This window comes from Oceanobacillus sp. AG, from assembly GCF_009746545.1.
Classification (GTDB): domain Bacteria; phylum Bacillota; class Bacilli; order Bacillales; family Amphibacillaceae; genus Oceanobacillus; species Oceanobacillus indicireducens.
The window spans coordinates 91427-117205 of sequence record NZ_WOWT01000012.1 but is presented as its reverse complement, the minus strand read 5'-3'; the positions used below and the strand labels follow the sequence as shown (position 1 = coordinate 117205).

The window sequence follows — 25779 nt, the reverse complement described above, 5'->3', positions numbered from 1 at the left end:
TAGTATCCATGAAGAGGCCTCTTTCTATGATGTATTTGCTTTGGTATGCATACATTTATGATAGAGTGCCTCTTCTTTTTTGACTAGGATTTTGCAGAAATCCCACCGAGAACTATTTTACACATACGAGCTTATATACACTTTTGCACAAGCAGCCAAAAGAATATTTCCATATTTTCATGTATAATAGTAATCAAGAGAAACATGCACGGAGGTGACGTAATGGATGCATCTAAAATACTTGCTAAATTAGAAAATAGAACACCCCGGGTTATGGGCGAACAACATTATAGACAATCTGCCGTACTTCTCCCCCTCACAACCATTCAGAATGAAACCCATATCCTATTTGAAGTAAGGGCGATGCATATGCGGAGTCAGCCTGGAGATGTCTGTTTCCCTGGTGGGAGGATCGACCCGCAAGATCCAAGCCCGAAGCATGCAGCAATCCGGGAAACAACGGAAGAATTGGGGATTAGCGCTAAGAATATTGAAGGGTTGACCCCTCTTGATTATATCGTTAATGACAGCGGCCGCATCATTTATCCCTTTGTAGGAACCTTGCTTCAACCGGAAACAATCGTTCCAAACGAAGCTGAAGTAGCAGAAGTATTCACCGTCCCGCTCGATTTCTTCCTAGAAACAGAACCGGAAATTTATAAAGTCCGTGTCCACGTGACGCCAGAAGATAATTTCCCATTCGACCGTATTGTCGGTGGCAAAGACTATAAATGGAGCGCCAACCATATCAATGAAATCTTCTATCAATACAACGGCAAAGTAATCTGGGGACTAACCGCAAGAATACTCACCCACTTCCTTCAGCTCATTAGAAAATAAACGAGACTAGAGTCAGTGCATTTGTCCTAATTCTTAAATGCAACAACGTAAAAGGCATATACGCTTCCCGCCCGAAGCATATATGCCTTTCTTTATATAATTTACCCCTTTTTTGTTTGAAACCTAACCCTCTACTTTTTCTACAACACGTTCTCTCATTGTTCCGTTTTTCATAAAATTTGTATGCCAGGAGAGTGCTTTCTCAAGGACATGCGGTGTCTGCCCTCCGCGTCCGAGTGCTTCCTGGTAATATGCCCAAAGCTGTTCCCGATACATCGGATGGGCACAGTTTTCAATAATGAGGGGAACCCGTTCTCTTGGTGCGAGCCCCCGCAAGTCAACATACCCTTGCTCCGTTACAATAACATCTACATCATGTTCCGTATGATCAACGTGTGATACGAATGGCACAACACTAGAGATGTCACCATTTTTTGCAATTGATTTCGTAACAAAAATTGCAAGTCTTGCATTACGAGCGAAATCTCCTGATCCACCGATACCGTTCATCATCTTCGTTCCGGTTACATGTGTCGAGTTCACGTTTCCATAAATATCTAGTTCAAGTGCAGTATTAATGGACAGGAGACCTAGTCGACGGATAAGCTCTGGCTGGTTGGAAATTTCCTGTGAGCGGATGACTAGCTTATCCCGATATTTCTCAAAGTCACCGAAGACAGTTTCCATCTTTTCTTCCGATAAAGTAATGGAGCAGGCAGAGGCAAAATCGACTTTCCCCGCATCGATTAAGTCAAATACAGCGTCCTGCAATACTTCGGAATAGACTTCAAGATTTTCAAATTCCGACTCCAGCATCCCATGCAATACCGCGTTCGCTACCGTTCCAATTCCCGACTGCAGTGGCATAAGTTTTTTCGTTAAGCGTCCTTCCTCGATTTCATCCCTTAGGAAATCAAGCAAGTGATCAGCCATTTGCTGCGTTTCTTCATCCGGCGGTAAAATAGTCGATGGAGAGTCCAGCTGCTCCGTAAAGACAATTCCTTTAATTTTATCTATATCTAATGGAATTCCGATATCTCCGAGACGATCGGCCACTTTCGTTAATGGAATCGGCTGTCTTTCCCCTTGCACTGCCGGGCTGTACAAGTCGTGTACTCCCTCCAGATTTTCCGGTTGAGCTGTATTGATTTCAATTATCAAATGGTCCGCCGCTTCAACAAAAGCTAGGTTGTTCCCAACGGATGTACTTGGAATCAGTAATCCATCTTCCGTTATCGATACGCCTTCGATGATTGCGTAATCGATTTCAATTACACCCGAACGCAAGAGCTCAGCAGTATGGGACAAGTGCTGGTCGGCAAACAAATGATCCCCTGAGTTAATTGCTTTACGCATCGCTGGATCAGCCTGGAAAGGAACTCGTTTGTTCACAATGCCCGCTTCTGCTATCATCTTATCAATATCAGAGCCGAGGGAGGCGCCCGTGTATACGTTTACTTTTATGTCCTCGCCATCTTTCGCTCGCTCCACTAATGCTCTCGGTACTGCTTTCGCATCGCCTGCCCGCGTAAAACCACTCAAGCCTAGTGTCATTCCATCTTCTACCCATGATGCCGCAACTTGCGCAGAAGTAACACGATCATGAAGCTCCGTAAGATGTATGCGCTTTAATCTTTCCCGCATGAAAATTTCCCCCTTCTCTAAAAAGATCTCTTACAAATAATATTACAAGAGAATTAGGGGGAAATTGGATTTCCAGGATAGACTTCATATTTATTTGATTAAAACAAGCCTAATTGTGAACAAACAATGAATTTTTTGCATTAAAATCCTAACAATTTTCGAAAATAACTAGAATAGGATTGACTTACCGGAATCTTCTCCCCGCCGATCATCGATAATAATAAAGTCGAATGCGTATCAGGGTAAATTTCTTTAATATGGTGTACATTCACGATAAAAGAACGATGGCAACGTACAAATATATCCCGAGGTAATAAATATTCAAATTCCTGAAGGGTGTTCTTATGTGTCCCATAATCATGTTCAGCGATGACGTGGGTTTTCCTGTCTTTCGCTTCTAAAAACTGCACTTCCTGAAAAGGAATCGGTTTCCAGCCATCTTCCGTCCGCACCGTCACGACCGATTTCCCATCGGTGAATGCTGGATAAATAGCCGTGACACAACCAGCCACTTCTTTTCCTTCAAAATAAGGTACAGCCATTCCATGATAAGGCACACCGAATACAGAACGGTCGATGAACTCGGAGGATTTTTGCTTCGTTGCAATAGCTTGATATGCGATCGTTCCTTCCTTAATTGGATCTCCTGGCGTAATTTTTAAATCGATTCGTTTACTCCTGCGATAATAAATATATTCCTTCGTATCCGAGACTGCGATGGATACTTCATCAGAAAAAAGTTCGCCCATGACATCCAATAAGGAATCTAAATTCAACATCTTCATGTTCCACCTCATCATTCGTTTAAAGCTTTATACTTACTATGCATTCTGGAAAGTTTTCGGCATGACGACTGCGACAACTTCCCCTTTAACAACACATTCCTCACCGGCAAAGACCTCAGCATGTACTTTCCACTTCTTCGGATGAACTTCTTCTACCGTCCCAATCGCTGTCAAAGGTACACCTTGTGGAGTCGGTTTCATAAAATCCAGATGGAGCGATGCTGTCACAAATCTTGGAGGTTCTGCCCCGTCCCCCGGTTCGTGACCATTTTTCCGGTGCAAGGCCAATGCTGCCGACCCTGTTCCATGACAATCAACAAGCGATGCAAGCACACCACCATAGACAAAACCTGGTATTGCCTTATGTTCGTCTTTCGGCTGATATTCTGTCCTCGTCTTCTCCCCTTGCCAAAACGTCCGGAAATGATGCCCCGCTTCATTTAATCTGCCACACCCATAACACCAAGCAAACTCATCCGCATATTCATCTTGGATAGCAATTCCTTCCTTCACCATCACTTTTCCCCCTTGTATAATTACTCTTCCACACATTGAAAAACTACCTTTAGTATATCATATATCTATTTGGTTGCCCTTTCATTTGTTTTAAGGACCGAGGCCGTTAGTAGCGGAATTTACTTAACTTTGGTAATCTATAAAGTGGAACTTCATTCAGTGGTGCGAGCTTTTCTCCCCTGCTGAATGATCTAAGCCAATCGGTCCGTTACTGGTTGCTAGGCCTCCCCTTTCGTATTAACGAGTTAACTAGCGTTTGAAGTTGGGAGGGCTTACAGCGAGTTACACTGTGATAGATTGGGAGATAAATCGTGATGCGAACAAACTTAAGGGGGTTATTTCATGAAGAGGCTAGTAATACTAGGCGGGGGTTACGGCGGGATTAAAGTGCTCTCCGGATTGCTAGAAAATTATCTTCCAGACGATATAGAGATTACATTGATTGACCGGAACCCATTTCGTTCCTTAAAAACTGAATTCTATACGATTGCAGCCGGAACGGTCGCTGATTCAGAAGTACGTGTGGAATTCCCGGAGGACAAGCGGGTCCAGTATATGTTTAAAGAAGTTACAAAAATTGATACAGAAAATAACAAAATCATATTCGAAGACCCAGAAGATACACTTCACTTTGATTACTTGGTAATTGGACTCGGTTGCGAAGACAATTATCACGGCGTTAAAGGGGCCATCGAATATACAGAAAGTGTTCAGACCTTTTCTAAGGCAAGACATACAGGCGTCGCGGTCGGTAACTTGAATGCTTACGGGAAGGTTACTGTTGTAGGAGCTGGTTTGAGCGGAATTGAAGTAGCTTCTGAAATCCGCGAAAGCCGGCCGGACTTGAACATTCGCCTGCTCGACCGGGGACCGACTGTTTTGAAAGCATTTGATGAGAAAATCCAAAATCATGTAGAAAGATGGTTCATTACCAATGATGTCGATGTCATTCATCACTCCAATGTTGAATATGTAGAAAAAGACGGTGTGTGCAATAATGGTGTCTGTTACTTGAATGATGTCACTATTTGGACCGCTGGTGTAAGACCTGTCTATCTTGTCCGTGAACTGCCATTCGAAAAAGACATGCATGAAAAGATCATCGTTAATGAATATTATCAAGTACCAGAGCAACAAAATATTTTCGTCCTTGGTGACTGTGCCGCATCCGAACTTTCGCCAAGCGCCCAGCTTGCAGGGGCCCAAGGAGAACAGCTTGCTGAAATCTTACTCGCACTATTACGCGGCAAAACTCCGAGAAAACCACGCCCAATCAAGTTAAGAGGCACACTTGGATCCCTCGGGAAATCGGATGGTTTCGGTAATATGATGACAATGCCAATGACCGGGCTCCTTCCCCGCTTAGCAAAGTCTGGCGTATTATGGTTGAACAAACGTCACTAATGTTAATAAATCTCACGCTATATTAAGGGGAAGCCATACTTTAGAGGAGTGAGATCATACGTTTCATCTTCAAGCTTACTGTCAGTTTGATCGCCGCATTCCTGTGGTTTTTCTAACACTCCAAATCAATAGCTTGAATTCTTTTCATCATTTTGCAAAAATAAAACAAAGTAATAAAAGAACAAAGGTGGAAGCGCCCGTTTAGCAACGTACAAACTGGAGCACTCCGGAATGAGATAAAGGAAACACAGCGAACGATAGTGAGTTGATGTTGACTTATCGATTGGAGGAGTGTGAAGTTTGATAGTTGCTGGGCGCAGAGCGGACGTGGCTAGACCTGGTTAACTAAGTTATCACGGCATTTTTATTTTATAGTTTCTCATTAGAAAGGGGAAGAATTCATGAACGTGTTGTTGATTGGAGCAAATGGTCAAATAGGAAAACATATCATCCAGCTCGCGAAAGACGAAGCTGATATTTCCTTAACGGCAATGGTACGTAAAGAAAAACAGCTAGATGAGTTGACAGCAAACGGCACAGATGCAGTACTGGCAAACTTAGAAGGTTCGGTTGCTGATTTAGAGAAAGCAATAGACGGGGCAGACACTGTTATCTTCACAGCAGGATCAGGCGGTCATACAGGAGCTGATAAAACCATTCTCGTTGACCTCGATGGCGCAGTGAAAGCAGTTGAAGCTGCTGAAAATGCTGGTGTTGAACGTTTCATTATGATCAGCGCATTCCAGGCACAGAATCGTGAAGTTTGGGCGGAAAGTCCAATCAAACATTATATGGCAGCGAAGCATTATGCTGACCGCTTCCTCTTGGATAGTAAATTGAAGCATACGATTATTCGCCCAGGAAGACTAGAGAACGAAGCAGGCACTGGGAAAATTCAAGCAGGTGACTTGAAGGAATATGGTGCAATTGCGCGAGAAGATGTTGCGAAAACGGTAATCGCGAGCTTAAAAAATAAAAACACCGAAAACACGTCCTTTGATATCATTTCGGGTGAACAGTCGATTGAAGACGCGATTAAAAACTTATAAAGTGAAACTTCATTCAGTGGGGAATTCCTTACCTCCCCTTCTGAATGTTAGTTGAACAGAATCAGGGATTTACGGACTGTATCCCCCCCACCTTCACATGTTGGGCTTCCCTCATGTTTGGAGGTGGGGGGGATTACAGACCGTTAATCCGTGATAAAATGTAATAAAACTCGAATCAGCGTGCATGATGCTCATTCGAGTTTTTTTATTCGAATGACTTTATATGTGATTTAAGGACAGGATTGTTCAATAAGAAACTGCTTATTGTACATAAATTTCTACATGGTCTCTTAATTTACCTTCTTATTGTTAATTCTAAATTGGTGAGGTGAGCAGCCACATATTTTTTTAAAGTGTTTGTAGAAACTAGAAAGATTCTTGTACCCTATCTGAAAGCATATTTCCATGATGTTATGATCTGTATTCAATAATAAACTCTTGGCTTTATGAATTCTTATATTTTCAAGGTATTTGTGTGGCGTGCTACCTAAATTTTCTTTGAATATTCGACTTAAATGATAGGGGCTTACGCCAATTTTGACAGCAAGGTTGTTCAAGGTGACTTTTTTTCATAGTTCTTTTCTAAATAAAATTTTGTTTTCTCCACTACTTCTTGTTGAGGGTCATAAATGTCAATAAAAAGCTCAGGTCGACATCTTTTACATGGTCGAAATCCTTGTTGTAGAGCTTCCATAGCATTTTTAAAAATACATATATTTTCATAGTTAGGGGTTTTGGATTTACAAGATGGTCGACAAAAAATACCAGTTGTCTTTACGGCATAAAAAAACTTACCATCATATCTTTTGTCGCATGTAACTATTGCTTTCCACTTTACTTCGAATGAAAATAGATTATTTGATTTCATGGATTAAATTCTCTCCAATTGATAAAGTTTCTATTAGCTAATACCGCCAGGTAAGCTTTACATATCACCAATAAACCATTATGTTAACTTTAATTTTCATTGACTAACTTGCTTTCTTCAAGGATAGAAACCTTTTTTGAAATGTCATATAGATAACATATAAAGCGGTAATGATTATAGGGACAAAGATGTATAATTGAAAAAACGGTAATACAAGGATACAAAAGATTAGTGAAAATAAAGAAGACCACCAGGGTAAGGTTTTATTTTTAAAAAGTTTAACACCAGCAGCCATAGAAAAAATATACACTAACACTCCTAACGAAGTCGGAATAAATAAAATATCGTTAAATGTCATTGTCAAGTATTCTGTAATAATAACTCCGATACCTGCAAAACCAATTACAAAAACAACCATACGTCTTGGGACTTGTTTAGTTGGATGCATATGTGATAATTTTTTTGGAAACGCACCATCTCTACTCAAAGAGTATCCGAGTTGCGCTAGGCTTGCTACAAACGCATTTGAAGTTCCTATACATATGAAAAATGCCGAAATAGCGGTCACAATTTGTGCACCTACTCCTAGTGTTTCCTCCATTATAACGCCAATTGGTGAAAGATTACTCTCAATACTTCCGTATGTCCCGGTTCCGATTGTTACAAAACTTAGCGCTAAAAATAATATCCCTATAATTATTACACTAATAATGGTACTATTAACAATATTTTTATCTGGATCTTTAAAGTGATTAGCAAGATTACAAATAGCTTCCCATCCAAAAAATGCCCAAAATATTGCTGTTATTGCTGTTCCAATTGAGTACCATCCATTAGAGGCAAAGGGAGTAAAATTTTCCAATCTGATGCTCGGTATTGAAATTATGATGGTAATTGTAAGCGTTAATAGTAAACAACCACTTATGATTAACGCAACTTTACCACTAACCTTAATTCCGTTATAATTTGCTGTACCTGCAATTACTAAAATGATCAATGCAATTAAAGTTCTTGCTAGATCAGAAAATCCAAATGCTTGACTAATGTAAAATGCCCCAGTTAAAGATACAATCGTTTGTCCAACTGCAGCAGTGACAAAGTAAAACCAACCTACAATATTTCCGGAATGAAATCCAAATGATTTCCTTACAAAAGTTGCAGCACCCCCAGCATCTGGGTATTCACGTGCTAGACAAGCAAATGTGTAGGCGAGTGGAAGATTAGCAAGAATTACAATTATCCAAGACAATATGGATGCAGGGCCTGCAATAGAAGCTGTAACCGATGATATAAATAGAACACCCGATCCAAGTATTGCAGCAATATACAATGCTATACCTTCATATAAACCAATAGAACGCTTTCCCATAAATATCCCCTCTTTCAATTAAAACATTAACACTTCAAGGGATTTAATTTCTTCTCTTTTCTTGCGTTCTAATTCCCTATTGTTAATTTCGTAGTAATAATTTTCATTGGCATATAGTTTCTTGAGAGTCATTGGGATAGCTATTCAACTATAGGGCGCGTTAATCAAAGAAGGGTTAACGCTCTTTTCGTCGAATATATTGTAATAATGGGGCAGGTTTGTTTCAAAAGAAGAGGAGGAAATCAATGAAATTCGTACTTATATTTGGACCTCAAGCTGTTGGAAAAATGACAGTAGGGCAGGAATTAGAAAAGATAACCGAATTGAAATTATTTCATAACCATATGACCATCGAATTACTTGAACCATTTTTCGGTTTTAGTCCAGAAATGTGGAGATTATCAACTCTATTTAGGACGGAAATATTTAAGGCAGTAGCTGAGAGTAAACAAAAAGGCTTAATATTCACCTATGTATGGGCATTTGACCAACAAGATGATTGGGATTATGTAGATAATATATGTGAAATTTTTGAATCCAAGGAGGCAAGTATTTATTTTGTAGAATTAGAAGCCAATCTTGACGAAAGAGTGGAACGAAATAAAAGTCCACATCGTCTGGAACATAAGCCTACAAAAAGAAATGTTGATTGGTCAGAAAAGGAAATAAAGGAGACAATGAAAAAATACAGATTGAATTCCAAAAAAGGTGAAATTAAAAAGGAAAATTACATAAGAATTGATAACACTAATTTGAGTCCTATGGAAGTAGCTAAGATTATATCAGAAAGATTTAATTTATAACCTTATGAATAAGAGAGCCTTAAAATAATCAATCTCTTTATTATAAAAAGTCTTGCTATATCTAAAAGTGAAGAATCCATTTTGATTAATCTTTTTTCAAAATGGATTCTTCTAATTACAGTAATATGCGGGGTTGTGATGTACTTTTAGCTTTTAACCAAAAAATAATCCACCCTTGAGTTGGTCGCTCGAGTGGATTATTTGCTGCCAGTCGCCCTTGTAGGGAACCTAGCTATTGGATAGACAGTAGGTAGTAGCACATCTTCTGTCATTTTTAATTTATTCAATTTCTAATATTAGAATACCCCAACTTAATGGAAAAGAATAGGTAAAGATTGAATAAATCTTGTTTATTATCCAGTCTATCACGGTCTCATTCCTAATATTCCTTTTCAATTTTCTTTGTACTTCTCACCGTATCAATCGGACGGACCATCTTTTCGATCTGTTCGCGTTTCGGCTCTAAGAACGGTGGCAAGGATAGCTTCTCGCCCAGTGTTTCGTAAGGCTCATCCCCCATGAATCCCGGACCATCCGTTGCAAATTCAAAGAGAATCTGTGGAGCTACCCGTGCATACAAGGAACCAAAGAAGAAGCGATCAACAAACCCGGACGTTGGGAAACCAAAGCTATCCATCCGGTCTATCCACTCATCAAGAACAGAGCGGTCCTCGACTCGGAAAGCTGCATGGTGAACAGTACCGAAACCTTGACGGTGCGGCGGCATTACTACGTTTTTCTCCACTATCACTTGGGCACCATTTCCACCCTCGCCGACCTCAAATAAGTGTGCGCCATCCTCTTCTGCAATCTCTTTAAAAAGCAAGACCTTTTCCAGCATTTCTTTAAAATAATCGAACTGGCTCACGCGGATAAAAATTGGTCCAAGGCCAGTAATCGCATACTCTAACGGGATAGGGCCATTCTGCCATGGAATACCGGAAGCAATTCCTTCATTATTTTCATCTGAAATAAGCTGGTAGTTCTGATCATCAAAATCAACAAATGAGATCGTCTTCTTACCAAATTGTTCTTTAATTCCAGTATGTTTCACTTCAAGACGGTCAAAGCGTTTTACCCAGTAATCCAGGGCTGCATCACTTGGCACGCGGAAAGATGTTTTATAAATCTCATCGGTCCCATGCACCCCTTTAGGTATACCTGGAAAATCAAAGAATGTCATATCTGTTCCAGCATTTCCTTCATCATCGGCGAAAAATAAATGATACGTTTGAATATCGTCCTGGTTCACTGTTTTCTTCACAAGGCGCATTCCTAACACATACGTAAAAAACTCATAGTTCTTCTCGGCACTACTTGTAATCGCGGTTACGTGGTGAATTCCTTTTAAATGATTCATTCATTACCCTCCACAAATTCAGTTTATATTAATTAAAGTATTTTTAATTCATTATATGTAGATAATAACAGCTGTAAACATTCTTGTCAACAATAAAATAACCCCTTCTATTTGAAGTGGGTTATTTTACACTTACAGATCATCTCTGTCTCGTGGTGGGTTTTCTCGTTCTCTACGATACTCTGGGTCAAAGTCATCGGCAAATTCCGTTCCGAATGTCGCCTGCTTCGTTGTCTGGACGCCGCGATCCATATCTGTATCGGTTTCTGGATCAAAGAAAAAGCTTAGACAAATTAATCCGCTTAAACCGACAAGTCCATACACAAGTCGAGAAAGACCCGCGGCCTGTCCGCCAAAGATGCTTGCAACGAGGTCAAATTGGAATAAAGCAATAAGTCCCCAGTTAATCGCTCCAATGATTACAAGTGCCAATGCAATTTTTCGTAACGTATGCATTGTCAACACCTCCTAAAATAGTTACAATCATAGCTTTACAAATAAACTGTAAATTATTCATAATAAAGATGAATGTACCCGTTTAGGATCCCATTATTTTATAATTTTTAAAGCACAAAAAAGCAGTAAGGAATTTTCCTCACTGCTGCTTACAAAGTCTTTTCTAGCCATGTTTGAATAACTTTCGCACTCTCCATTGCTATTAGAGCTATAATGGAAAGTCCGATACTGATCGCGAACTCCCGGAAACCAAATTCTGGTGGGATATTGAAGATTTCTCTTGCAAATGGCAATGTCGTCATACCGTATAAGAGAAAACCTATCACAACGGCGCCGAGTACATATTTATTTTGGAAAAAGCCTGCGCCGATTGCTGTCTGTGTATTCGAACGGGTTGCAAACGTTTGTAATGTCCGGGAAAGGATGAGCGTTGAAAAGGCCATTGCCACCCCCATTTCCGCAGAGTGACGGATTCCAAGATAAAAGGCAATAATGACAACGGTCGCAATCATAACACCTCTTGTCATGACAGCCCGTAATGTCCCACCTTCAAAAATGCCTTCATCTATTTTCCTCGGTTTCCGGTCCATAATATTCGGTTCCGGCTTTTCCATCCCGAGTGCAATTGCCGGAAGTGAATCATTTACCAGGTTGACAAATAAAAGCTGCAAGGCAGTAAACGGATTCGGTAAATTAAAAATAACCGCGTACAAAATAGCGATAATCGCTCCTAAGTTCCCAGCAAATAAATAACTGATCGCTTTTTTAATATTGTCGTATACCGTGCGCCCAACACCAACCGCTCGGACAATCGAAACAAAATTATCATCGGTTAAAATCATCGCAGCAGAGTCTTTCGCTACATCTGTTCCACTTCCCATTGCGACACCAATATCAGCCTGTTTCAATGCCGGTGCATCGTTCACACCGTCTCCAGTCATCGCTGAAATCTTACCTTTTCGTTGCCAGGCTTGGACAATCCGAATTTTATTCTCTGGTGAAACACGAGCATAAACAGATATCGATGTTAACTTTTCATCCAGTTCCGCATCACTCCACCCGTCCAATTCTTGACCGGTAAGCGCTATATCTCCTTCCCGCGCAATACCGATATCTTTCGCAATTGCCTGGGCAGTTGTTTTATGATCACCAGTAATCATGACCGTTCGGATTCCTGCATTTGTCGCTTCGCGAATCGAGTCATATACCTCTTCCCGAGGCGGATCAATCATCGCTGTGAGACCTATGAGGACAAAATCAAATTCATCTTCTGCGGTAACGGTCACCGTGTCTTCTGGAAACTTTTTATAACCATAGGCAAGCACACGAAGGGCCTGATTGGAAAATTCCTCATTCATTTCGGTAAATTTCGAGAGCAATTCTTCAGTTGCCAGAACTTCTTCGCCAGCCTGTAAAACATGGCTCGCCCGCTTCAGCATAATATCCGGTCCACCCTTTGTAAGGAGCAACCGCTCTCCACCAATTGAATGAATTGTTGACATGAGCTTCCGGTCTGAGTCAAAAGGCAATTCTCCGAGGCGAGCGTAAGTTTCCCGGATTTCCTCATATCTTTTCCCCTGTTCATTGACGAACTGGATCAGCGCTGTTTCCGTCGGATCACCGATTTCCTTTCCGTCCGGATCTATCCTTGCGTCATTACAGAGGGCAGCAACATTGCGCAACATCTGCTTTGCCTTCTTAGCCGTTTCCTCTTCCTTCCCTAACACAAAATAATCAGTGACCGTCATTTTATTCTGGGTTAATGTTCCAGTTTTATCTGTACAGATGACACTGGCACTGCCCAACGTTTCAACGGCAGGAAGTTTTCGGATGATGGCATGCTGTTTTGCCATTTTATTCGTACCAACGGATAAGACAATTGTAACGATCGATGACAAAGCTTCAGGTATCGCTGCCACCGCAATCGCGACGGAGAACATTAATGCGTTCAATAATGCTGTTCCGGTTGCTACTTCTGAATTCCCGAACCATATTCGCAGCGCCTGTATGGCAAAAATTAAAATACAGAGGATTAAAATGCCGAGACCAAGCTTTTTCGAAAACACTTCAAGTTTTTGTTGCAGCGGGGTTTGCTTTGCTTCCGCCGTTTGAATCAGGTCAGCAATTTTTCCAATCTCCGCCTGTTCAGCTGTACCTGTTACAACAAACCTCCCGCGGCCATTTACGACGAGAGAACTGCTATAAACAGAGTTAAATCGATCCCCGAGTGGAGCTTCTCCAGATATCGTTTTCGTATTCTTCAAAACGGCTTCAGACTCCCCGGTAAGCATGCCTTCATTTACCCTAAGCGATTCGCTTGAGATGATTCTCCCGTCAGCAGGAATATAGTCTCCTGCTTCGAGCAATACGATGTCTCCTGGCACGAGTTCCCGGGCTGGTATTATCGTATTGGTGCTATCCCGAATGACCTTCGCTTCCGGGGCTGACATATCCCGTAATGCCTCGAGCGAGCTTTCTGCTTTTTTTGTCTGAATGACACTGATCACGGAGTTTATAATGAGTACGAGAAAAATAATGAGCGATTCCGCGATTTCACCGAGCAAAATCTGAATGCCTGCCGCAGCAAGCAGAACAATGACCATCGGATCCTTGAAGGTTTCGAGGAATAATTTCCAAGTTGCGACTTGTTCTTTATCTGCTAGTTCGTTATAGCCAAATTCCTTTACTCGTTTCTCTGCTTCGCTTTGTTTTAGTCCTTCCGTGGTTGCTTCAAGTTCTTCCAGTACTTCTGTTGTGTCCTGTTGGTAATATGCCATCGCGCTTGTTCCTTTCTCCTGGATTGAATAAAAGGTTCACTATAATGAATACCACAATTCAAACATTCTATTCTTTTTTATAAAACCTAAAAAATTAAAAAACGAATTGCTTTCATTCAGCGTGAGTGTATGCAACTTACTCCTGGAGGTCCGCAGTCCAGACACCTCTCGCTTTCCGCGGGCGGCCGGCAAGCCTCCTCGCGCTATCGCGCTGTGGGGTCTCGCCAGGCCTATCCTCCCGCTGGAGTCTCGAGGTGTCTGGACTGCTCCGAGGAAAGGTCAAATTTGGAGCATTATTTTTCATTTTAGTAAGAGGACGCTTATCAGTGACATATTTTCCATTAATAATAATCCTTTCTACCAGTTCAGTTGCCGGTGGACGGTGACTCCTGCGGGAAAGCGGAGACGATGAGACCCCGCAGGAAGTGCCTTTCTTCCGAGACAGACTAAGAACGCTCTCGTATGTGGCAACGTCTGACATTAACATCCTGTGCGTCGAGGCTTCGGCTTTGCCTTAGAATGCGCATCCGTCCACCAGGCAACTGAACGGCGATTAGAGAGCCAGTCTGGGGAGCGCGCAAAACCCTTACGCTGAATGAAAGGAATCGTGGGTTTCCTATATTTTGCAAAGATACATCTTGCTTGTCTCAAGCTATTTGTTGGATTACAAAAATAACAAGGCGCATAACGGTGCAAGGATGGAAACGATGATCGCGCTGAGTATCATTGCAATGGAACTTATGGAACCTTCTAAGGCGTCTCTATCCATGCTCGTAGCTGTACCGATTGCATGCGAAGCGCTCCCCATACCAATTCCTCTTCCAATCGGTCGCTCCAATTTAAAGAGTTTAAATATAACTGGACTAATAATTGCCCCGGAAACTCCAGCTATGACAACGAAAACTGCTGTCAAGGATAGCGGTCCTTCCAATGTCTCACCAATAGAAATCGCTACTGGAGTCGTGACCGATTTTGGCAGAAGTGCAAGGATCAGTTCCCTCTCGAAGCCAAGCGCTTTTGCCATGAACAGACCTGTCGTTACCCCCACGAAAGCACCAATCGTGACTCCTGCGAAAATTGGTTTCATGTATTTCTTCAGCATGTCATAATGCCTATAAAGTGGTAACGCAAGCGCTACTACCGCCGGCCCCATCAGAAATTCAATCCACTGACCGCCAATCATATATGTTTCATAAGGGATATCAAAGAGAAGTAAAGCGAGAATCATAATCGCAGAAACAGCGACAATCGGGAGAGTGAGCGGTGATTGAACCTTTTTATGGATAGGAAGAATAAGTGAATAGATAATGATGGTCACAGTAATTGCGATTATACCAATTGCAATTTCATTCATGTTGTGTTTCCTTTCCGTGGGCCAGCTGTTCACTAACCGCTCCGCCTACTCCCATGACAAGCGCTGTGCTGATTACTGTAATAAGGAGAAGGAATATCCCTTTTCCTCTAAACAATTCAAGGTATTCCATAAATCCGATGGTCACCGGAATAAAGAATAAGGTGAGATGTCTTAACAAAAGGGAAGTCCCTTCTTCCATCCACTTTATTTTAATGATTCCCATTTTTAATAGAAGAAATAAAAGAAGCATACCAATGACACTGCCTGGTATGAGTATGTGAAAAACTTCCTGAAGAAAGTTCCCAATCAGGAGTAAAGCATATAAGAAGAAAATATGAGTAATAATGCGAAATACGCCAACCAACTGCAAAAGCTCCTTCCTTCAACAAACAGTCTATCCCAAGTATAGCAGAAAGTTGAAGGTTTATTAATAAAGTGAAACTTCAGTCAGTGGGGTTTCCTTACCTCCCCACTGAATGTTAGTTGAACAGAATCAGGGATTTACGGACTGTACATCCCCAACATTCACATCTTGGGCTTCCCTCATGTTTAGAGGTGGGGGTATTACAGACCGTTAATACGTGGTAAAACGAGACTAGCACGAATGCCAGCCTCGTTTTATTCATTCTAGCCAAAGCGACCGGAAATATAGTCTTCGGTGCGGCTGTCTTTTGGATTGGTGAAAATTTTATCCGTTTCATCAAACTCGATAACTTCCCCATTCAAGAAGAACGCCGTTTTATCTGAAATGCGTGCAGCTTGTTGCATATTATGTGTAACGATAACGATGGAATAATCTTCACGCAGCTCTTGAACAAGCTCCTCAATCCGGAGCGTTGACTTCGGATCAAGTGCTGAAGTGGGCTCGTCCATTAAAATGACGTCAGGTTCAACCGCTAGACAACGTGCAATACAAAGTCGTTGCTGCTGTCCGCCCGAAAGACCATATGCATTCTCATTCAAGCGGTCTTTCACCTCATCCCAAATGTAGGCACCACGAAGGCTCTTTTCCACAATTTCATCAAGTATTTTTTTATTTTTAATTCCATGGATTTTCGGCCCGTAAGCAATGTTTTCATATATCGACTTTGGGAAGGGGTTCGGTTTCTGGAAAACCATGCCGACTTGGGTCCTTAAATCTTCGACACGGAAATTTCGATCTAAAATATTTCTGTTTTTATACTTGATTTCACCTGTTGTGCGAACACCTGGAACAAGTTCAACCATGCGATTCAATGTTTTAATATATGTTGACTTTCCGCAACCGGATGGACCGATGACGGCGGTGACTTCCTTTTCTTTAATTGATAGATTAATATCCTTTAATGCATGGGTGTCTGAATACCATAAATTCAACTGGTTTGTTTCAAATACGGCACGCTTCTTTTCTTGTCGGCCAGTCTTTTTGACGACCTGATCATTTAATTTTACCGTGATTTTCTGACTCATTATGTTCTCTCCTTAAAAACGTGACTTGAATCAATTAATCGCTTAATAGCGTTGTTGGAATTTATTTCGGATGAGAATGGCTACGGAATTGAGTAAGAATAATAGGACGAGCAACACGATAATCGTAGCAGCTGCAAGATAAGTATACTCAGCAACTAAGGATGCATCGAGTGTCCAGTAATAAATCTGCATCGGGAGTGCCGTAAATGTATCGAATAAGCCACCTGGAAACGGGATGAGCAATGCAGGAATCCCAATAACTGTAAGGGGCGCTGTCTCCCCGATTGCCCGCGATAATGCAAGAATCGAGCCCGTCAAAATTCCTGGTAGTGCTGCTGGCAGGATAATCTTCTTCACCGTCTGCCATTTCGTAGCCCCCATACCATAGCTTGCTTCACTTAAAAAATTAGGAACTGCACGAATCGATTCTTGAGCTGCAACAATAACAATCGGCAATACTAAGAGTGATAATGTTAAACCACCTGCCAACACGACGTTACCGAAATCAAGGGCACGGACAAAAATTGTTAGTCCTAGTAAACCATAAACGATTGATGGCACACCGGCTAAGTTTGATATATTTGTAGCGATAAAGTTTTGAAAACGGCCAGGCTTTGCATAAAGTTCGAGATAAATAGCAGTTCCCACTCCTATAAATAAAGTGACCGGGATGACGACAAGCATGAGCCAGGAGGTTCCAAGAATTGCCCCCATAATTCCTGCACGATCAGGGTCTGTCGATAATCTACCCGTTATAAAATCCCAATCCAACCAAGCAATACCTTGAGAGAATACGCGAACAAGTAATACCGCTAAGACAATTAAGCCAAATAAGGTGGAGAGTAAAAAGATGAATTTTAAGATTGAATTATTGCGTACCCGTGATTTCATCCGCTTCTCTACAACTGCTTCATCAACATATCTCATAATCAATACTCCTCCCTAAATTTACGAGAGAGATATCTTGCTAGGATATTCATTAATAACGTAAAAATAAATAATGTAGCTGCGACAGCATAAAGACTGTAATAAATAGTCGAGCCTGCCGGAGCGTCACCTGAAGAAACTTCTACGATATAAGCAGTCATCGTCTGCATCGATTGGGTGACGTCAAAAGTGAAGTTCTTTGAGCTACCACTCGCAATCGTAACAATCATCGTTTCCCCGATTGCCCGTGAAATACCAAGTACAAAGGATGAAATAATTCCAGACAGTGCTGCCGGGATGACAACTTTAAACGTCGTCTCCAATTTCGTGGCACCTAAGGCGAATGCACCTTCCCGCATACTATTCGGCACGGAACTCATAGCATCTTCAGACAAAGAAGCAATCATCGGGATTATCATGACCCCCATTACAAGACCAGGACTCAAAATATTTGTCGCTCCTACTTCTGGAAAAATGCTACGGATAAGTGGTGTAACGAATGTGAATGCAAAAAATCCATATACGATTGTCGGAATCCCCGCGAGAATTTCAAGCAGCGGCTTCAATACCCGCCTTACCCTGTCTGATGCATATTCACTTAAATAGATCGCCGACATAATCCCAATCGGGCCTGCGACGAGCATTGCGATAAAGGTTGAAATCAGTGTACCGTTAATTAATGGCAGCACACCAAATTCAGGATTTTGACTCATCGGTTTCAACACCGTTCCAGTAAAGAATTCCCAAACCGGAACACGCTTAAAGAATTCAATTGCTTCCGTAAATAAAGTTATAATAATTCCTACTGTTGTCAGAAGAGAGATAGATGCGATAAGAAGAAGAAAAGTTGGAATGAATTTTTCCGTATAATTAGAGAGACTTTTCCTTTTTTTCTTTTCTGCAATCATTTCTCTTACATTCACAGCGTTTTTGTTTGTATCGCTGTTCCCTGCCATTTCCGTATACTCCTTCCCAGAATAAAAAGTGAAACTTCATTCCGTAGGGTTTCTTTATCACCCCTCGGATTGTTAGTTGAGCCGTATCAGGGATTCCTGGGGCTACCCCTTTTCTCAAATTTTTATTTATCCACATTTAGAGGTGGGGTACTACAACCCATTCATGCGTGAAAAATTCACAACAAGATGAGAGCAATTTTTTGCCCTCATCTTTAATGTTTACATGATGTTGCGTATTTTACTGAAGAGCTTCTAATTCTTCAACCAATGCACTTGCTTCCTCTTCAGGTATTGGTGCGAATCCAGTTTCACCAGCAAAGTCTGCCGCATTCTCCATACAATAGATTGCATAATCAAGGACTTGTGGCTTCTCCTTGGAGTTGTTTACATTTAGATACGTAAATACTGGTCGCGTGAAGTCCGCATAATCGCCATCCTCCGCAATCGTATCCAATGTCGGTTCAACCGGACCTTCACCAAAATCAACTTTAACTGCTTGTACTTGGTCTTGGTTGTTTACATAGTAACCGAATCCGAAGAATCCGATGGAGTTTACATCTTCAGAAATTAGTGTTACGAGTGTTGAATATTCTTGTTGCAGGTTAACATCTTCTCTTAAGTCTTGTTCTTCTAAAATATTTTCATAGAAGAATTCGTACGTTCCATGGTTTTCATTCGGTCCGTACGTGCGGATTGGCTCATTCGGCCAGTCTGCATTTACGTCAGACCAGTTTGTATATTCACCTAAGAAAATACCAATGATTTGATCTGGAGTCAGTTCTGTTGCCCAATCGTTCTCTGGGTGGGTTACAATTGTCAAACCATCTAGTGCTACTTTCAATTCTTTCACTTCTATTCCAAGTTCCTCTGCTTTTGCTAGTTCTTCTTCTTTAATCTCACGGGAGGCATCATTAAAGTCCGTTCCGCCCTCTTCCAGGAAACGTTTGAAACCAGCACTTGTGCCCGCTCGACTAACTTCGACCGATACACCTTGTTGTTCATTAACCATATATTCTTCAGCAAGTCTAGACATTAATGGAAATACAGTTCCAGAGCCGTCAATTTCAACAATACCTTCCAGCTCTTCGGATTCGCCTTCTTGTGTTTCTATTGAATTGCCACTTGTTTCTTCTGACAATTCCTCTGAACCTGTGTCATTACCGTTATCTGTTCCTCCGCATGCTGCAAGCACTGTAACGAATGCTCCGATTACGAGGAACATAAGGAATTTCTTGAGTTTCATACGACTTTGTCCTCCCCAATAATAGATGGATTTTATCTTGAGCGCTTTTCGCTCTCAAGTACTAGTATAGTGTCCCAATGTAAAGGAAGTATTAGTCGAATGTAAAGCTTGTGTAAATTTACGGAGCTTCTATAGTATATGCAGCTTTCTTCTAAATCTATGCCCCTTTCTATCATTTCCTTTCGATTATAGAAATGGATGGATAATGAAAAGAAAGGGAGATGAAAGAGATGAAAATTTATCTTGATGCCGGACATGGTGGAGAAGATTCCGGTGCGATCGGAAATGGTTTGCAGGAAAAAGAAGTGGCTCTTGATTTGGCGCTTCGGATTCGCCGTATGCTTCGTGATTATCCGCAAGTTTTAATGAAATTGAGCCGAACGACTGATGCCACGAAGAGTCTTCCTGCGAGGACAAATGAAGCGAACAGCTGGGGGGCAAATCTTTTCTTGTCGCTTCATTGTAATGCTTTTAATGGACGAGCCCGGGGATATGAAGATTTTATTTATAACAAATTGCCGGCAGGTTCTGTTACAAGAAACTATCAAACGATTCTCCACGAAAAAGTCCTGGGAGCAATTGGCATACCAAACCGTGGGAAGAAACAGGCCAACTTTCATGTCCTGCGCGAATCAAACATGCCGGCGATTTTAACAGAGAACGGCTTTATCGATCACCCGGAAGATGCGAAGTGGATGAAGCAAGCTGCCTGGAGAGAAAAAGTCGCAGCCGCGCATGTAGAAGGGTTAGTTAAAATCTTTAACTTAAAAAGCTCTAGCTCTAGTAAAGAGGGATACCAATTAATTGCCGGTTCCTATGCACAAAAAGCAAATGCAACTGCAAGACAAGCACTACTCACCTCAAAACAAATCCCGGCCACGGTAAAAGAAGCGTCGATAACTGGAAAAAAGCTATACCGTGTCATCGCCGGCACCTATCCGAGCCGATCTGCAGCAGAAATCGCTCGCAAACGCATCTTGCAAATGGGGATTGAAACCTTCATCTTTTAAAATAGTTAAACACTCGACAAAACAGCCGGGCATATTATGATGTGCCCGGCTGTTTAAGTATCTTTATTCAAGCATTATATGGCTCTATTGAGTCTTTTATTTTAATTCATCACCCATTTATCCTTACTAAATAGGATTCTGCTGATAATGAAGATAATGATGATACAGACGAGATTACTGCCAATCGTCATCAATATATGCCCATAATTCACCACACCAAACAATAATTCCGTAAGAATCGCAAAGATATTTACAAATGGCAGAATAAAATGATTCATCGTGAATTCATTCACACCGAGTCCGCCAATCATCATCGCCGGGAAAATAATCACCATCATAATCGGTGTGCTATAACTTTGTGCTTCTTTTACTGTCTTACCCACAATACTTGTAATCATTAAAAGAGCACCAACGAAGAATGAATAGACTAGCGTAACAAGTGCACCCATCCCAATAATCGTGACCATGTTATCACCAAACGAAATGGCAGCTTTTAAATGTTCCGTAAAGAAGGCTACCTCAATTGCAACGACGGCGAGCGTAATAACTCCAATAATGACCCCGACAGAAGATATCGTTAAATATTTTGCCATTAGTAACGTAGAGCGATTTACTGGCGTCATAAGAAGTGCTTCCATCGTTTTCTTTTCCTTTTCACCCGCAAAGATATCTGCTGCCGATGGACCAGCTCCCACTCCAATAGCAATCGATAGAATAAGTGGGATCAACAGAGCCAGCACCTGGATATTACTATCCTCCGTGTTCGTCTCCCGTTGCTCCACTGCAACCGCCTGAGTGATGGATGGATCGATATTCGCTTGTTGCAGTCTTTCTGCGACAACAATCTGTTCATATTCTGCAAGCTTGCCACTTACAAGATAAATAAGATTAGAAGATTTTTGACTGAATGTATCCCCGATCAGCTCCACATTGCCAGCTTCTCCCGCTTGCACTTCCGCGTCAAAGTTATCTGCAAACACAATTGCTGCTTGAACTTCTCCATCGATAAACGCCTGTTCCGGATTTTCCGCACGTAAGAGTTCCACCTTATCCAATGTTCCAAGTATTGTTTCCTGTTCAGCGGAAATGTCTTCTTCCACAGCCAATGTGTATGTTTCATCTTCCCCGTCACTAATCAAACTTTCATAGAAAAAAGTTAATGCGGACATCATAAGAATCGGTAACAATACGGTTAATAGCAATGTCCGCTTATCACGGAAGGAATCAATCATTTCTTTTTTATAAATTTTAAATAGCATAGCCATCCGTCCCCCTTACTAATTTACTCATAAAGATATAGTTTAAATCCCGACTGTTTTCCTCTTCATATAAGGCCTCTTTCTCCCCATGGTAGATAAGTTCACCTTTATGGATCATCGCGATATGGTCACAGAGCATATCAACTTCTTCCATAATGTGGCTGGAGAAGATAATCGTTTTTCCTTGTGTTTTTAGCTCCTGGACGAGCTGGCGAAAAACGTTGGAAGCGGTGATATCGAGTCCGGTTGTCGGTTCATCGAAGAGAATAATTTCCGGATCATGGATGATTGCACGAGCGATCGCCATCTTCTGACGCATCCCTTTAGAGAAACCGTCCACTTTCCGGTCAAGAAAGTCGCGCATACCGAACATTTTCGTCAGTTCATCAATCCGCACCTTTGTTTCATGCTTGCTTAAATGATAGAGCGCTGCAAAGTATTCGAGATTCTCTCTAGCGGTCATGCGGTTATAGAGCCCAGTCTCTCCGCCGAACAAGACACCCATCCGCTTTTTAATTTCATCTGGTTTCTTTACTGTGTCATAGCCTTTTACAACAATTTGTCCTTCTGTCGGTGTAAGCAATGTTGCGATGGAACGGAGAAGCGTCGTTTTCCCTGCTCCGTTCTCCCCTAATAGACCGACGATCTCTCCTGCATGAACTGTAAAGGACACATGGTTTAAAGCAGTTATTGAGAGTTTTTTATCTTGAAATCGTTTCGTCACGTTTTGAATTTCAATCATTTCGTTCCCATCCCTTTTTTGATTTGTTACATTCATTGTAAGCAAAACCATCGCCTCTTTCACCGGACATGTCGCGAATCATTCCTTTGATGTCGTGAAAATGCCTTATCTGGCTTTGAAATGGTATAATGAAGAAAAACTATTGCGTCATTTTACATAGAAAGTACGGGGGTTACAAGTATGCTGAAGGTTGGAATCGTTGATGACCGTCAGATTGATTTAGATAAGATAGTTGGGATTGTATCACAGATTGATGATGTGGAGATCGTCTTCTCTACTACTTCTGCAGAGGAAGCCTATGAGCGGATTAAAGATGAAGAAATCATGCTGCTCGTCGCCGATATTGAAATGCCCCATCTTTCCGGCTATGAGCTCGCAGATATTATCCATTCCCACGCGCTTCATATTGACGTTATTTTCGTAACGGCAAATAGTGGGTATGCGGTCCATGCCTTTGAAATCAATGTACATGACTATATTATGAAGCCCTATACGAAAAATCGGCTCACGACATCAATTAAACGGATTATGGAAAAGTCCCGGCAAGCGGAAATTACAGGGAGACTTTACATTAAACAGAAGAACAACATTCATATTATCCAGAAAAAGGATATCATTTTCATTGAACGAACAGGCAGGTCATCCACAATTTTTACAAAAAGTGGAACCATTAAGACATATCAAACGTTAAAAGAATTAGAGGGAGAGCTAAGGGAAAGGGATTTTCTTCGCTCACACCGTTCCTTTATCATCAACATCCACTACATTCAAAATTTCGAGCTCTACGCGAAAAACTCCTTCATCGTGAACTTTGACGGCATAGAAGAAACCGCAATGATTACAAAAGAAATGGTCAACCACTTGCAGCAAAATTACTTTTAACACCGGGACAACTGCTCTGACCCTCTGTCCCAGTGCGGGACACGGGGTCAGAGCAGTTGTCCCGATTGATAGGAGGTTGGAAATGGGGATTGTGCGTCTTTATTGGGTGAGTGTTGTCTTGCTTTTCGCGTTTCATTTGGAGCTTGCGGGGCGAGCTTTACCTTTTGATTTTCCCTTTTATGTATCAATTATTGTAGCTTTGTTCCTTGTTTTTCTACTTCAAAGAAAAATGATCGTGCAGATTGAGGCGCTTGGAGCAAAGGTGAATTTGGGGTTATACAGTATCCAGCTACTTGTTTTATTCATCTATTTATTAAGCGGGCCTGGCCTGATTTCACTTATTCCATTTCTCCTCTTCCTTTCCGTTGAAATAATGAGACTTACATTGGGCCGGAAGCTTTATCATAAGGATGAGCTTATCCATTCCCACACAAGGGAAATTGAGCAGATGAATGAAGCCTTTCTCATCGTCCGGAAAGAAAGACATGACTTTTTAAAACATATCTCTGCGATGCATTATATGCTTGAAAATAAGAATCATAAAGAAGCAACAACGTATTTAAATGAGCTTGTGGAAGGGTATAAGGAAACAAACCTGTCCATTCAAGGAGAAAGAGGAACGGTTGCGGGTATTCTGCATCAAAGTTACCGCAAAGGAAAAGATAATGGGATTGAAGTAACGTACGATCTCGAAGCGGCAATTTCAAGCTTGCCACTTTCCGATCGAGATTTAACTGAACTAATCGGGAATATACTGGATAATGCGCTGGAAGCAAGCGCCGAATGGCAAAAAGAGACCGGAAAACAGGCCCATATTACATTACAGACTTCAAAACGGAGCGGATTATTTATTTTAAGCTGTAAAAATTACACCCTCCCCATACCGAACGATGTACTTGATCATTTATTTACGAAACAGGCGAGAACGACCAAATCAGGGGATCATGAGGGACTTGGTACACAGATTATCGCACAGATTACCCAGAAACATGCAGGATATCTTGATTTCGTTTATAAGAACCAAACCTTTACACTGCAAATTAAATTGCCTGCCATCTTGAAATCGGGCGACACGGAATAAAGACGAGGAGGAGCACAATGGTTCTTTACCGCTTACCGCTAATGATACTGACGCTTAGTCTCGTATATATTTTCATCGCTCCCGATGAGCCTTTTACGTTCAAACTCTTTTTTAAACTATTGCCAATGATTGTCATTATACTTTATGCATTTCGGATTGCTCCAGAAAATAAAAGATGCGTCCATTGGTTCATCATGCTTGGTCTCGTCTTTTCGATGATTGGCGATGCGACACTGCACTGGTTTCTCATTGGTCTTGTCGCCTTCTTTATTGCCCATATTTGTTATGCTATCGGCTTCCTCAAAGTTGCCAAATTCACGAAGCGGCGGATACTTGCCGCAATTCCAATTGGTATCTATGCTATTATTTTCGGGATATTCCTTATACCTGCGTTAACGGATGCCGGAGAGCAAGTACTTGCGGTCCCAGTCGTTGCTTATATTATCATTATTTCACTAATGCTCTTGGCTACAATTTTAACAGGCAATCGACCGGCGCAATTCGGGGCATTGTTATTCGTTATTTCTGATTCGATTCTTGCTTGGAATATGTTTGTGGCGGCCGTTCCATTTGCGAAGGCCCTTGTCATGCTCCCCTACTATGCAGCTCAATTTTTCATTGCAGTTAGTCTCTACTCGCTCATTGAACAAGACAAGCGCATCGTTTGGTAGCAAAATAGGAGTGTAAAACAACTATTTTTGATATGCTTATAAGGTATTATTCAACTTTTACAACAACCTAACCGTATAATTACTTTCATTCAGCGCAAATGTTTCGCACGTTCTGTTATGTAAGAGCACTAATCGCCGTTCAGTTGCCCGGCGGACGGATGCGCATCCTACGGTACAGCCGTAGCCTCGACGCACAGGAAGTGATAATACAGGCGTTGCCACATACGAGAGCGAACTTAGTCTGCCTCGGAAGAAAAGCACTTCCTGCGGGAGCTTAGGACTAATGCTTTTCACGCAGGAGTAACCCGGCCGCCTGTGGAAAGCGAGAGGTGTC

At 41.6% G+C, this 25779-nt stretch carries 25 protein-coding genes; 8 read left to right on the top strand and 17 right to left on the bottom strand.

The window, feature by feature from the left end; translation table 11 throughout:
* Window positions 1-222: 222 nt before the first annotated feature.
* Window positions 223-840 (top strand): NUDIX hydrolase, encoded by a 618-nt coding sequence (locus GN217_RS08420; RefSeq protein WP_156856235.1) that lies wholly within the window; start codon window positions 223-225, stop codon window positions 838-840.
* A 123-nt stretch (window positions 841-963) separates the two neighbouring features.
* Here the strand turns inward: GN217_RS08420 and GN217_RS08415 are convergent, their stop codons facing one another.
* The 3 genes from GN217_RS08415 to GN217_RS08405 all read right to left on the bottom strand — a co-directional run bounded on the left by GN217_RS08415 (window position 964) and on the right by GN217_RS08405 (window position 3785).
* Complete coding sequence (locus GN217_RS08415; protein ID WP_156856234.1) at window positions 964-2484, bottom strand: succinyl-CoA:acetate CoA-transferase ScpC; 1521 nt, start codon at window positions 2482-2484, stop codon at window positions 964-966.
* Window positions 2485-2624: 140 nt separating this feature from the next.
* A complete protein-coding gene (locus GN217_RS08410) occupies window positions 2625-3269 on the bottom strand; it encodes a LytTR family DNA-binding domain-containing protein (protein ID WP_156856233.1) in 645 nt (214 codons plus the stop codon).
* 36 nt (window positions 3270-3305) lie between these two features.
* Window positions 3306-3785: a PaaI family thioesterase gene (locus GN217_RS08405; RefSeq protein ID WP_370459747.1), complete on the bottom strand. Its 480-nt coding sequence runs from the start codon at window positions 3783-3785 to the stop codon at window positions 3306-3308.
* 342 nt (window positions 3786-4127) lie between these two features.
* Here GN217_RS08405 and GN217_RS08400 point away from each other — a divergent pair, with 342 nt between their 5' ends.
* Window positions 4128-5189 carry an NAD(P)/FAD-dependent oxidoreductase gene (locus tag GN217_RS08400; protein ID WP_156856232.1) on the top strand — a complete coding sequence of 354 codons (1062 nt, stop codon included), beginning with the start codon at window positions 4128-4130 and terminating at the stop codon, window positions 5187-5189.
* Window positions 5190-5590: 401 nt separating this feature from the next.
* The gene (locus GN217_RS08395; protein ID WP_156856231.1) at window positions 5591-6238 is read left to right on the top strand and encodes an SDR family oxidoreductase; all 648 of its coding nucleotides are present in this window, start codon (window positions 5591-5593) and stop codon (window positions 6236-6238) included.
* A 290-nt stretch (window positions 6239-6528) separates the two neighbouring features.
* Here the strand turns inward: GN217_RS08395 and GN217_RS18940 are convergent, their stop codons facing one another.
* The 3 genes from GN217_RS18940 to GN217_RS08385 all read right to left on the bottom strand — a co-directional run bounded on the left by GN217_RS18940 (window position 6529) and on the right by GN217_RS08385 (window position 8475).
* Window positions 6529-6795, bottom strand: a complete 267-nt coding sequence (locus GN217_RS18940) for a helix-turn-helix domain-containing protein (RefSeq protein ID WP_232334375.1) — start codon at window positions 6793-6795, stop codon at window positions 6529-6531.
* Window positions 6792-7106 (bottom strand): Ada metal-binding domain-containing protein, encoded by a 315-nt coding sequence (locus tag GN217_RS18935; protein ID WP_232334374.1) that lies wholly within the window; start codon window positions 7104-7106, stop codon window positions 6792-6794. The genes GN217_RS18940 and GN217_RS18935 overlap by 4 nt, the downstream gene beginning before the upstream one ends.
* A 103-nt stretch (window positions 7107-7209) precedes the next feature.
* Window positions 7210-8475, bottom strand: a complete 1266-nt coding sequence (locus GN217_RS08385) for an APC family permease (RefSeq protein WP_156856230.1) — start codon at window positions 8473-8475, stop codon at window positions 7210-7212.
* 245 nt (window positions 8476-8720) lie between these two features.
* On the opposite strand from GN217_RS08385, the gene GN217_RS08380 reads away from it, so the two are divergent.
* Window positions 8721-9278 (top strand): DEAD/DEAH box helicase family protein, encoded by a 558-nt coding sequence (locus tag GN217_RS08380; RefSeq protein ID WP_156856229.1) that lies wholly within the window; start codon window positions 8721-8723, stop codon window positions 9276-9278.
* A gap of 379 nt (window positions 9279-9657) precedes the next feature.
* Here the strand turns inward: GN217_RS08380 and GN217_RS08375 are convergent, their stop codons facing one another.
* From GN217_RS08375 to GN217_RS08335, 9 genes are all read right to left on the bottom strand, one after another.
* Complete coding sequence (locus GN217_RS08375; protein WP_156856228.1) at window positions 9658-10638, bottom strand: ring-cleaving dioxygenase; 981 nt, start codon at window positions 10636-10638, stop codon at window positions 9658-9660.
* Between the two features lie 132 nt (window positions 10639-10770).
* Complete coding sequence (locus tag GN217_RS08370) at window positions 10771-11094, bottom strand: DUF378 domain-containing protein (protein WP_156856227.1); 324 nt, start codon at window positions 11092-11094, stop codon at window positions 10771-10773.
* A gap of 149 nt (window positions 11095-11243) precedes the next feature.
* Complete coding sequence (locus GN217_RS08365) at window positions 11244-13871, bottom strand: cation-translocating P-type ATPase (protein ID WP_156856226.1); 2628 nt, start codon at window positions 13869-13871, stop codon at window positions 11244-11246.
* Window positions 13872-14535: 664 nt separating this feature from the next.
* The gene (locus tag GN217_RS08360) at window positions 14536-15225 is read right to left on the bottom strand and encodes an LrgB family protein (RefSeq protein WP_156856225.1); all 690 of its coding nucleotides are present in this window, start codon (window positions 15223-15225) and stop codon (window positions 14536-14538) included.
* The gene (locus GN217_RS08355) at window positions 15218-15589 is read right to left on the bottom strand and encodes a CidA/LrgA family protein (protein WP_198042615.1); all 372 of its coding nucleotides are present in this window, start codon (window positions 15587-15589) and stop codon (window positions 15218-15220) included. Before GN217_RS08355 ends, GN217_RS08360 begins: the two co-directional genes overlap by 8 nt.
* Window positions 15590-15852: 263 nt before the next feature.
* Window positions 15853-16674 carry a phosphate ABC transporter ATP-binding protein PstB gene (pstB, locus tag GN217_RS08350; RefSeq protein ID WP_156856224.1) on the bottom strand — a complete coding sequence of 274 codons (822 nt, stop codon included), beginning with the start codon at window positions 16672-16674 and terminating at the stop codon, window positions 15853-15855.
* 42 nt (window positions 16675-16716) lie between these two features.
* Complete coding sequence (pstA, locus tag GN217_RS08345) at window positions 16717-17601, bottom strand: phosphate ABC transporter permease PstA (protein WP_156856223.1); 885 nt, start codon at window positions 17599-17601, stop codon at window positions 16717-16719.
* 2 nt (window positions 17602-17603) lie between these two features.
* Window positions 17604-18557 (bottom strand): phosphate ABC transporter permease subunit PstC, encoded by a 954-nt coding sequence (pstC, locus tag GN217_RS08340; RefSeq protein WP_156856222.1) that lies wholly within the window; start codon window positions 18555-18557, stop codon window positions 17604-17606.
* A 238-nt stretch (window positions 18558-18795) separates the two neighbouring features.
* A complete protein-coding gene (locus GN217_RS08335) occupies window positions 18796-19800 on the bottom strand; it encodes a PstS family phosphate ABC transporter substrate-binding protein (protein ID WP_156856221.1) in 1005 nt (334 codons plus the stop codon).
* Window positions 19801-20021: 221 nt separating this feature from the next.
* On the opposite strand from GN217_RS08335, the gene GN217_RS08330 reads away from it, so the two are divergent.
* Window positions 20022-20810, top strand: coding sequence for an N-acetylmuramoyl-L-alanine amidase (locus GN217_RS08330; protein ID WP_232334373.1), 789 nt, complete (start codon window positions 20022-20024; stop codon window positions 20808-20810).
* Window positions 20811-20911: 101 nt separating this feature from the next.
* Here the strand turns inward: GN217_RS08330 and GN217_RS08325 are convergent, their stop codons facing one another.
* Complete coding sequence (locus GN217_RS08325; protein WP_156856220.1) at window positions 20912-22069, bottom strand: ABC transporter permease; 1158 nt, start codon at window positions 22067-22069, stop codon at window positions 20912-20914.
* Window positions 22059-22811, bottom strand: a complete 753-nt coding sequence (locus GN217_RS08320) for an ABC transporter ATP-binding protein (protein WP_156856239.1) — start codon at window positions 22809-22811, stop codon at window positions 22059-22061. The genes GN217_RS08325 and GN217_RS08320 overlap by 11 nt, the downstream gene beginning before the upstream one ends.
* A 180-nt stretch (window positions 22812-22991) precedes the next feature.
* Here GN217_RS08320 and GN217_RS08315 point away from each other — a divergent pair, with 180 nt between their 5' ends.
* The 3 genes from GN217_RS08315 to GN217_RS08305 all read left to right on the top strand — a co-directional run bounded on the left by GN217_RS08315 (window position 22992) and on the right by GN217_RS08305 (window position 25445).
* Window positions 22992-23693 carry a LytR/AlgR family response regulator transcription factor gene (locus GN217_RS08315; RefSeq protein WP_156856219.1) on the top strand — a complete coding sequence of 234 codons (702 nt, stop codon included), beginning with the start codon at window positions 22992-22994 and terminating at the stop codon, window positions 23691-23693.
* 82 nt (window positions 23694-23775) lie between these two features.
* Window positions 23776-24774, top strand: a complete 999-nt coding sequence (locus GN217_RS08310; protein ID WP_232334372.1) for a sensor histidine kinase — start codon at window positions 23776-23778, stop codon at window positions 24772-24774.
* 17 nt (window positions 24775-24791) lie between these two features.
* Window positions 24792-25445, top strand: coding sequence for a lysoplasmalogenase (locus GN217_RS08305; RefSeq protein WP_156856218.1), 654 nt, complete (start codon window positions 24792-24794; stop codon window positions 25443-25445).
* Window positions 25446-25779: the final 334 nt, after the last annotated feature.

Coding starts and splice junctions, on each gene's coding strand:
- GN217_RS08315 (WP_156856219.1), top strand. CDS start 22,992: ATGCTGAAGGTTGGAATCGTTGATGACCGTCAGATTGATTTAGATAAG.
- GN217_RS08385 (WP_156856230.1), bottom strand. CDS start 8,475: ATGGGAAAGCGTTCTATTGGTTTATATGAAGGTATAGCATTGTATATT.
- GN217_RS08415 (WP_156856234.1), bottom strand. CDS start 2,484: ATGCGGGAAAGATTAAAGCGCATACATCTTACGGAGCTTCATGATCGT.
- GN217_RS08305 (WP_156856218.1), top strand. CDS start 24,792: ATGGTTCTTTACCGCTTACCGCTAATGATACTGACGCTTAGTCTCGTA.
- GN217_RS08325 (WP_156856220.1), bottom strand. CDS start 22,069: ATGCTATTTAAAATTTATAAAAAAGAAATGATTGATTCCTTCCGTGAT.
- GN217_RS08410 (WP_156856233.1), bottom strand. CDS start 3,269: ATGAAGATGTTGAATTTAGATTCCTTATTGGATGTCATGGGCGAACTT.
- GN217_RS08395 (WP_156856231.1), top strand. CDS start 5,591: ATGAACGTGTTGTTGATTGGAGCAAATGGTCAAATAGGAAAACATATC.
- GN217_RS08320 (WP_156856239.1), bottom strand. CDS start 22,811: ATGATTGAAATTCAAAACGTGACGAAACGATTTCAAGATAAAAAACTC.
- GN217_RS08370 (WP_156856227.1), bottom strand. CDS start 11,094: ATGCATACGTTACGAAAAATTGCATTGGCACTTGTAATCATTGGAGCG.
- GN217_RS08310 (WP_232334372.1), top strand. CDS start 23,776: ATGGGGATTGTGCGTCTTTATTGGGTGAGTGTTGTCTTGCTTTTCGCG.
- GN217_RS08365 (WP_156856226.1), bottom strand. CDS start 13,871: ATGGCATATTACCAACAGGACACAACAGAAGTACTGGAAGAACTTGAA.
- GN217_RS08380 (WP_156856229.1), top strand. CDS start 8,721: ATGAAATTCGTACTTATATTTGGACCTCAAGCTGTTGGAAAAATGACA.
- pstB (WP_156856224.1), bottom strand. CDS start 16,674: ATGAGTCAGAAAATCACGGTAAAATTAAATGATCAGGTCGTCAAAAAG.
- pstC (WP_156856222.1), bottom strand. CDS start 18,557: ATGGCAGGGAACAGCGATACAAACAAAAACGCTGTGAATGTAAGAGAA.
- GN217_RS08330 (WP_232334373.1), top strand. CDS start 20,022: ATGAAAGAGATGAAAATTTATCTTGATGCCGGACATGGTGGAGAAGAT.
- GN217_RS08400 (WP_156856232.1), top strand. CDS start 4,128: ATGAAGAGGCTAGTAATACTAGGCGGGGGTTACGGCGGGATTAAAGTG.
- GN217_RS08420 (WP_156856235.1), top strand. CDS start 223: ATGGATGCATCTAAAATACTTGCTAAATTAGAAAATAGAACACCCCGG.
- pstA (WP_156856223.1), bottom strand. CDS start 17,601: ATGAGATATGTTGATGAAGCAGTTGTAGAGAAGCGGATGAAATCACGG.
- GN217_RS08375 (WP_156856228.1), bottom strand. CDS start 10,638: ATGAATCATTTAAAAGGAATTCACCACGTAACCGCGATTACAAGTAGT.
- GN217_RS18935 (WP_232334374.1), bottom strand. CDS start 7,106: ATGAAATCAAATAATCTATTTTCATTCGAAGTAAAGTGGAAAGCAATA.
- GN217_RS08405 (WP_370459747.1), bottom strand. CDS start 3,785: ATGGTGAAGGAAGGAATTGCTATCCAAGATGAATATGCGGATGAGTTT.
- GN217_RS08360 (WP_156856225.1), bottom strand. CDS start 15,225: ATGAATGAAATTGCAATTGGTATAATCGCAATTACTGTGACCATCATT.
- GN217_RS08335 (WP_156856221.1), bottom strand. CDS start 19,800: ATGAAACTCAAGAAATTCCTTATGTTCCTCGTAATCGGAGCATTCGTT.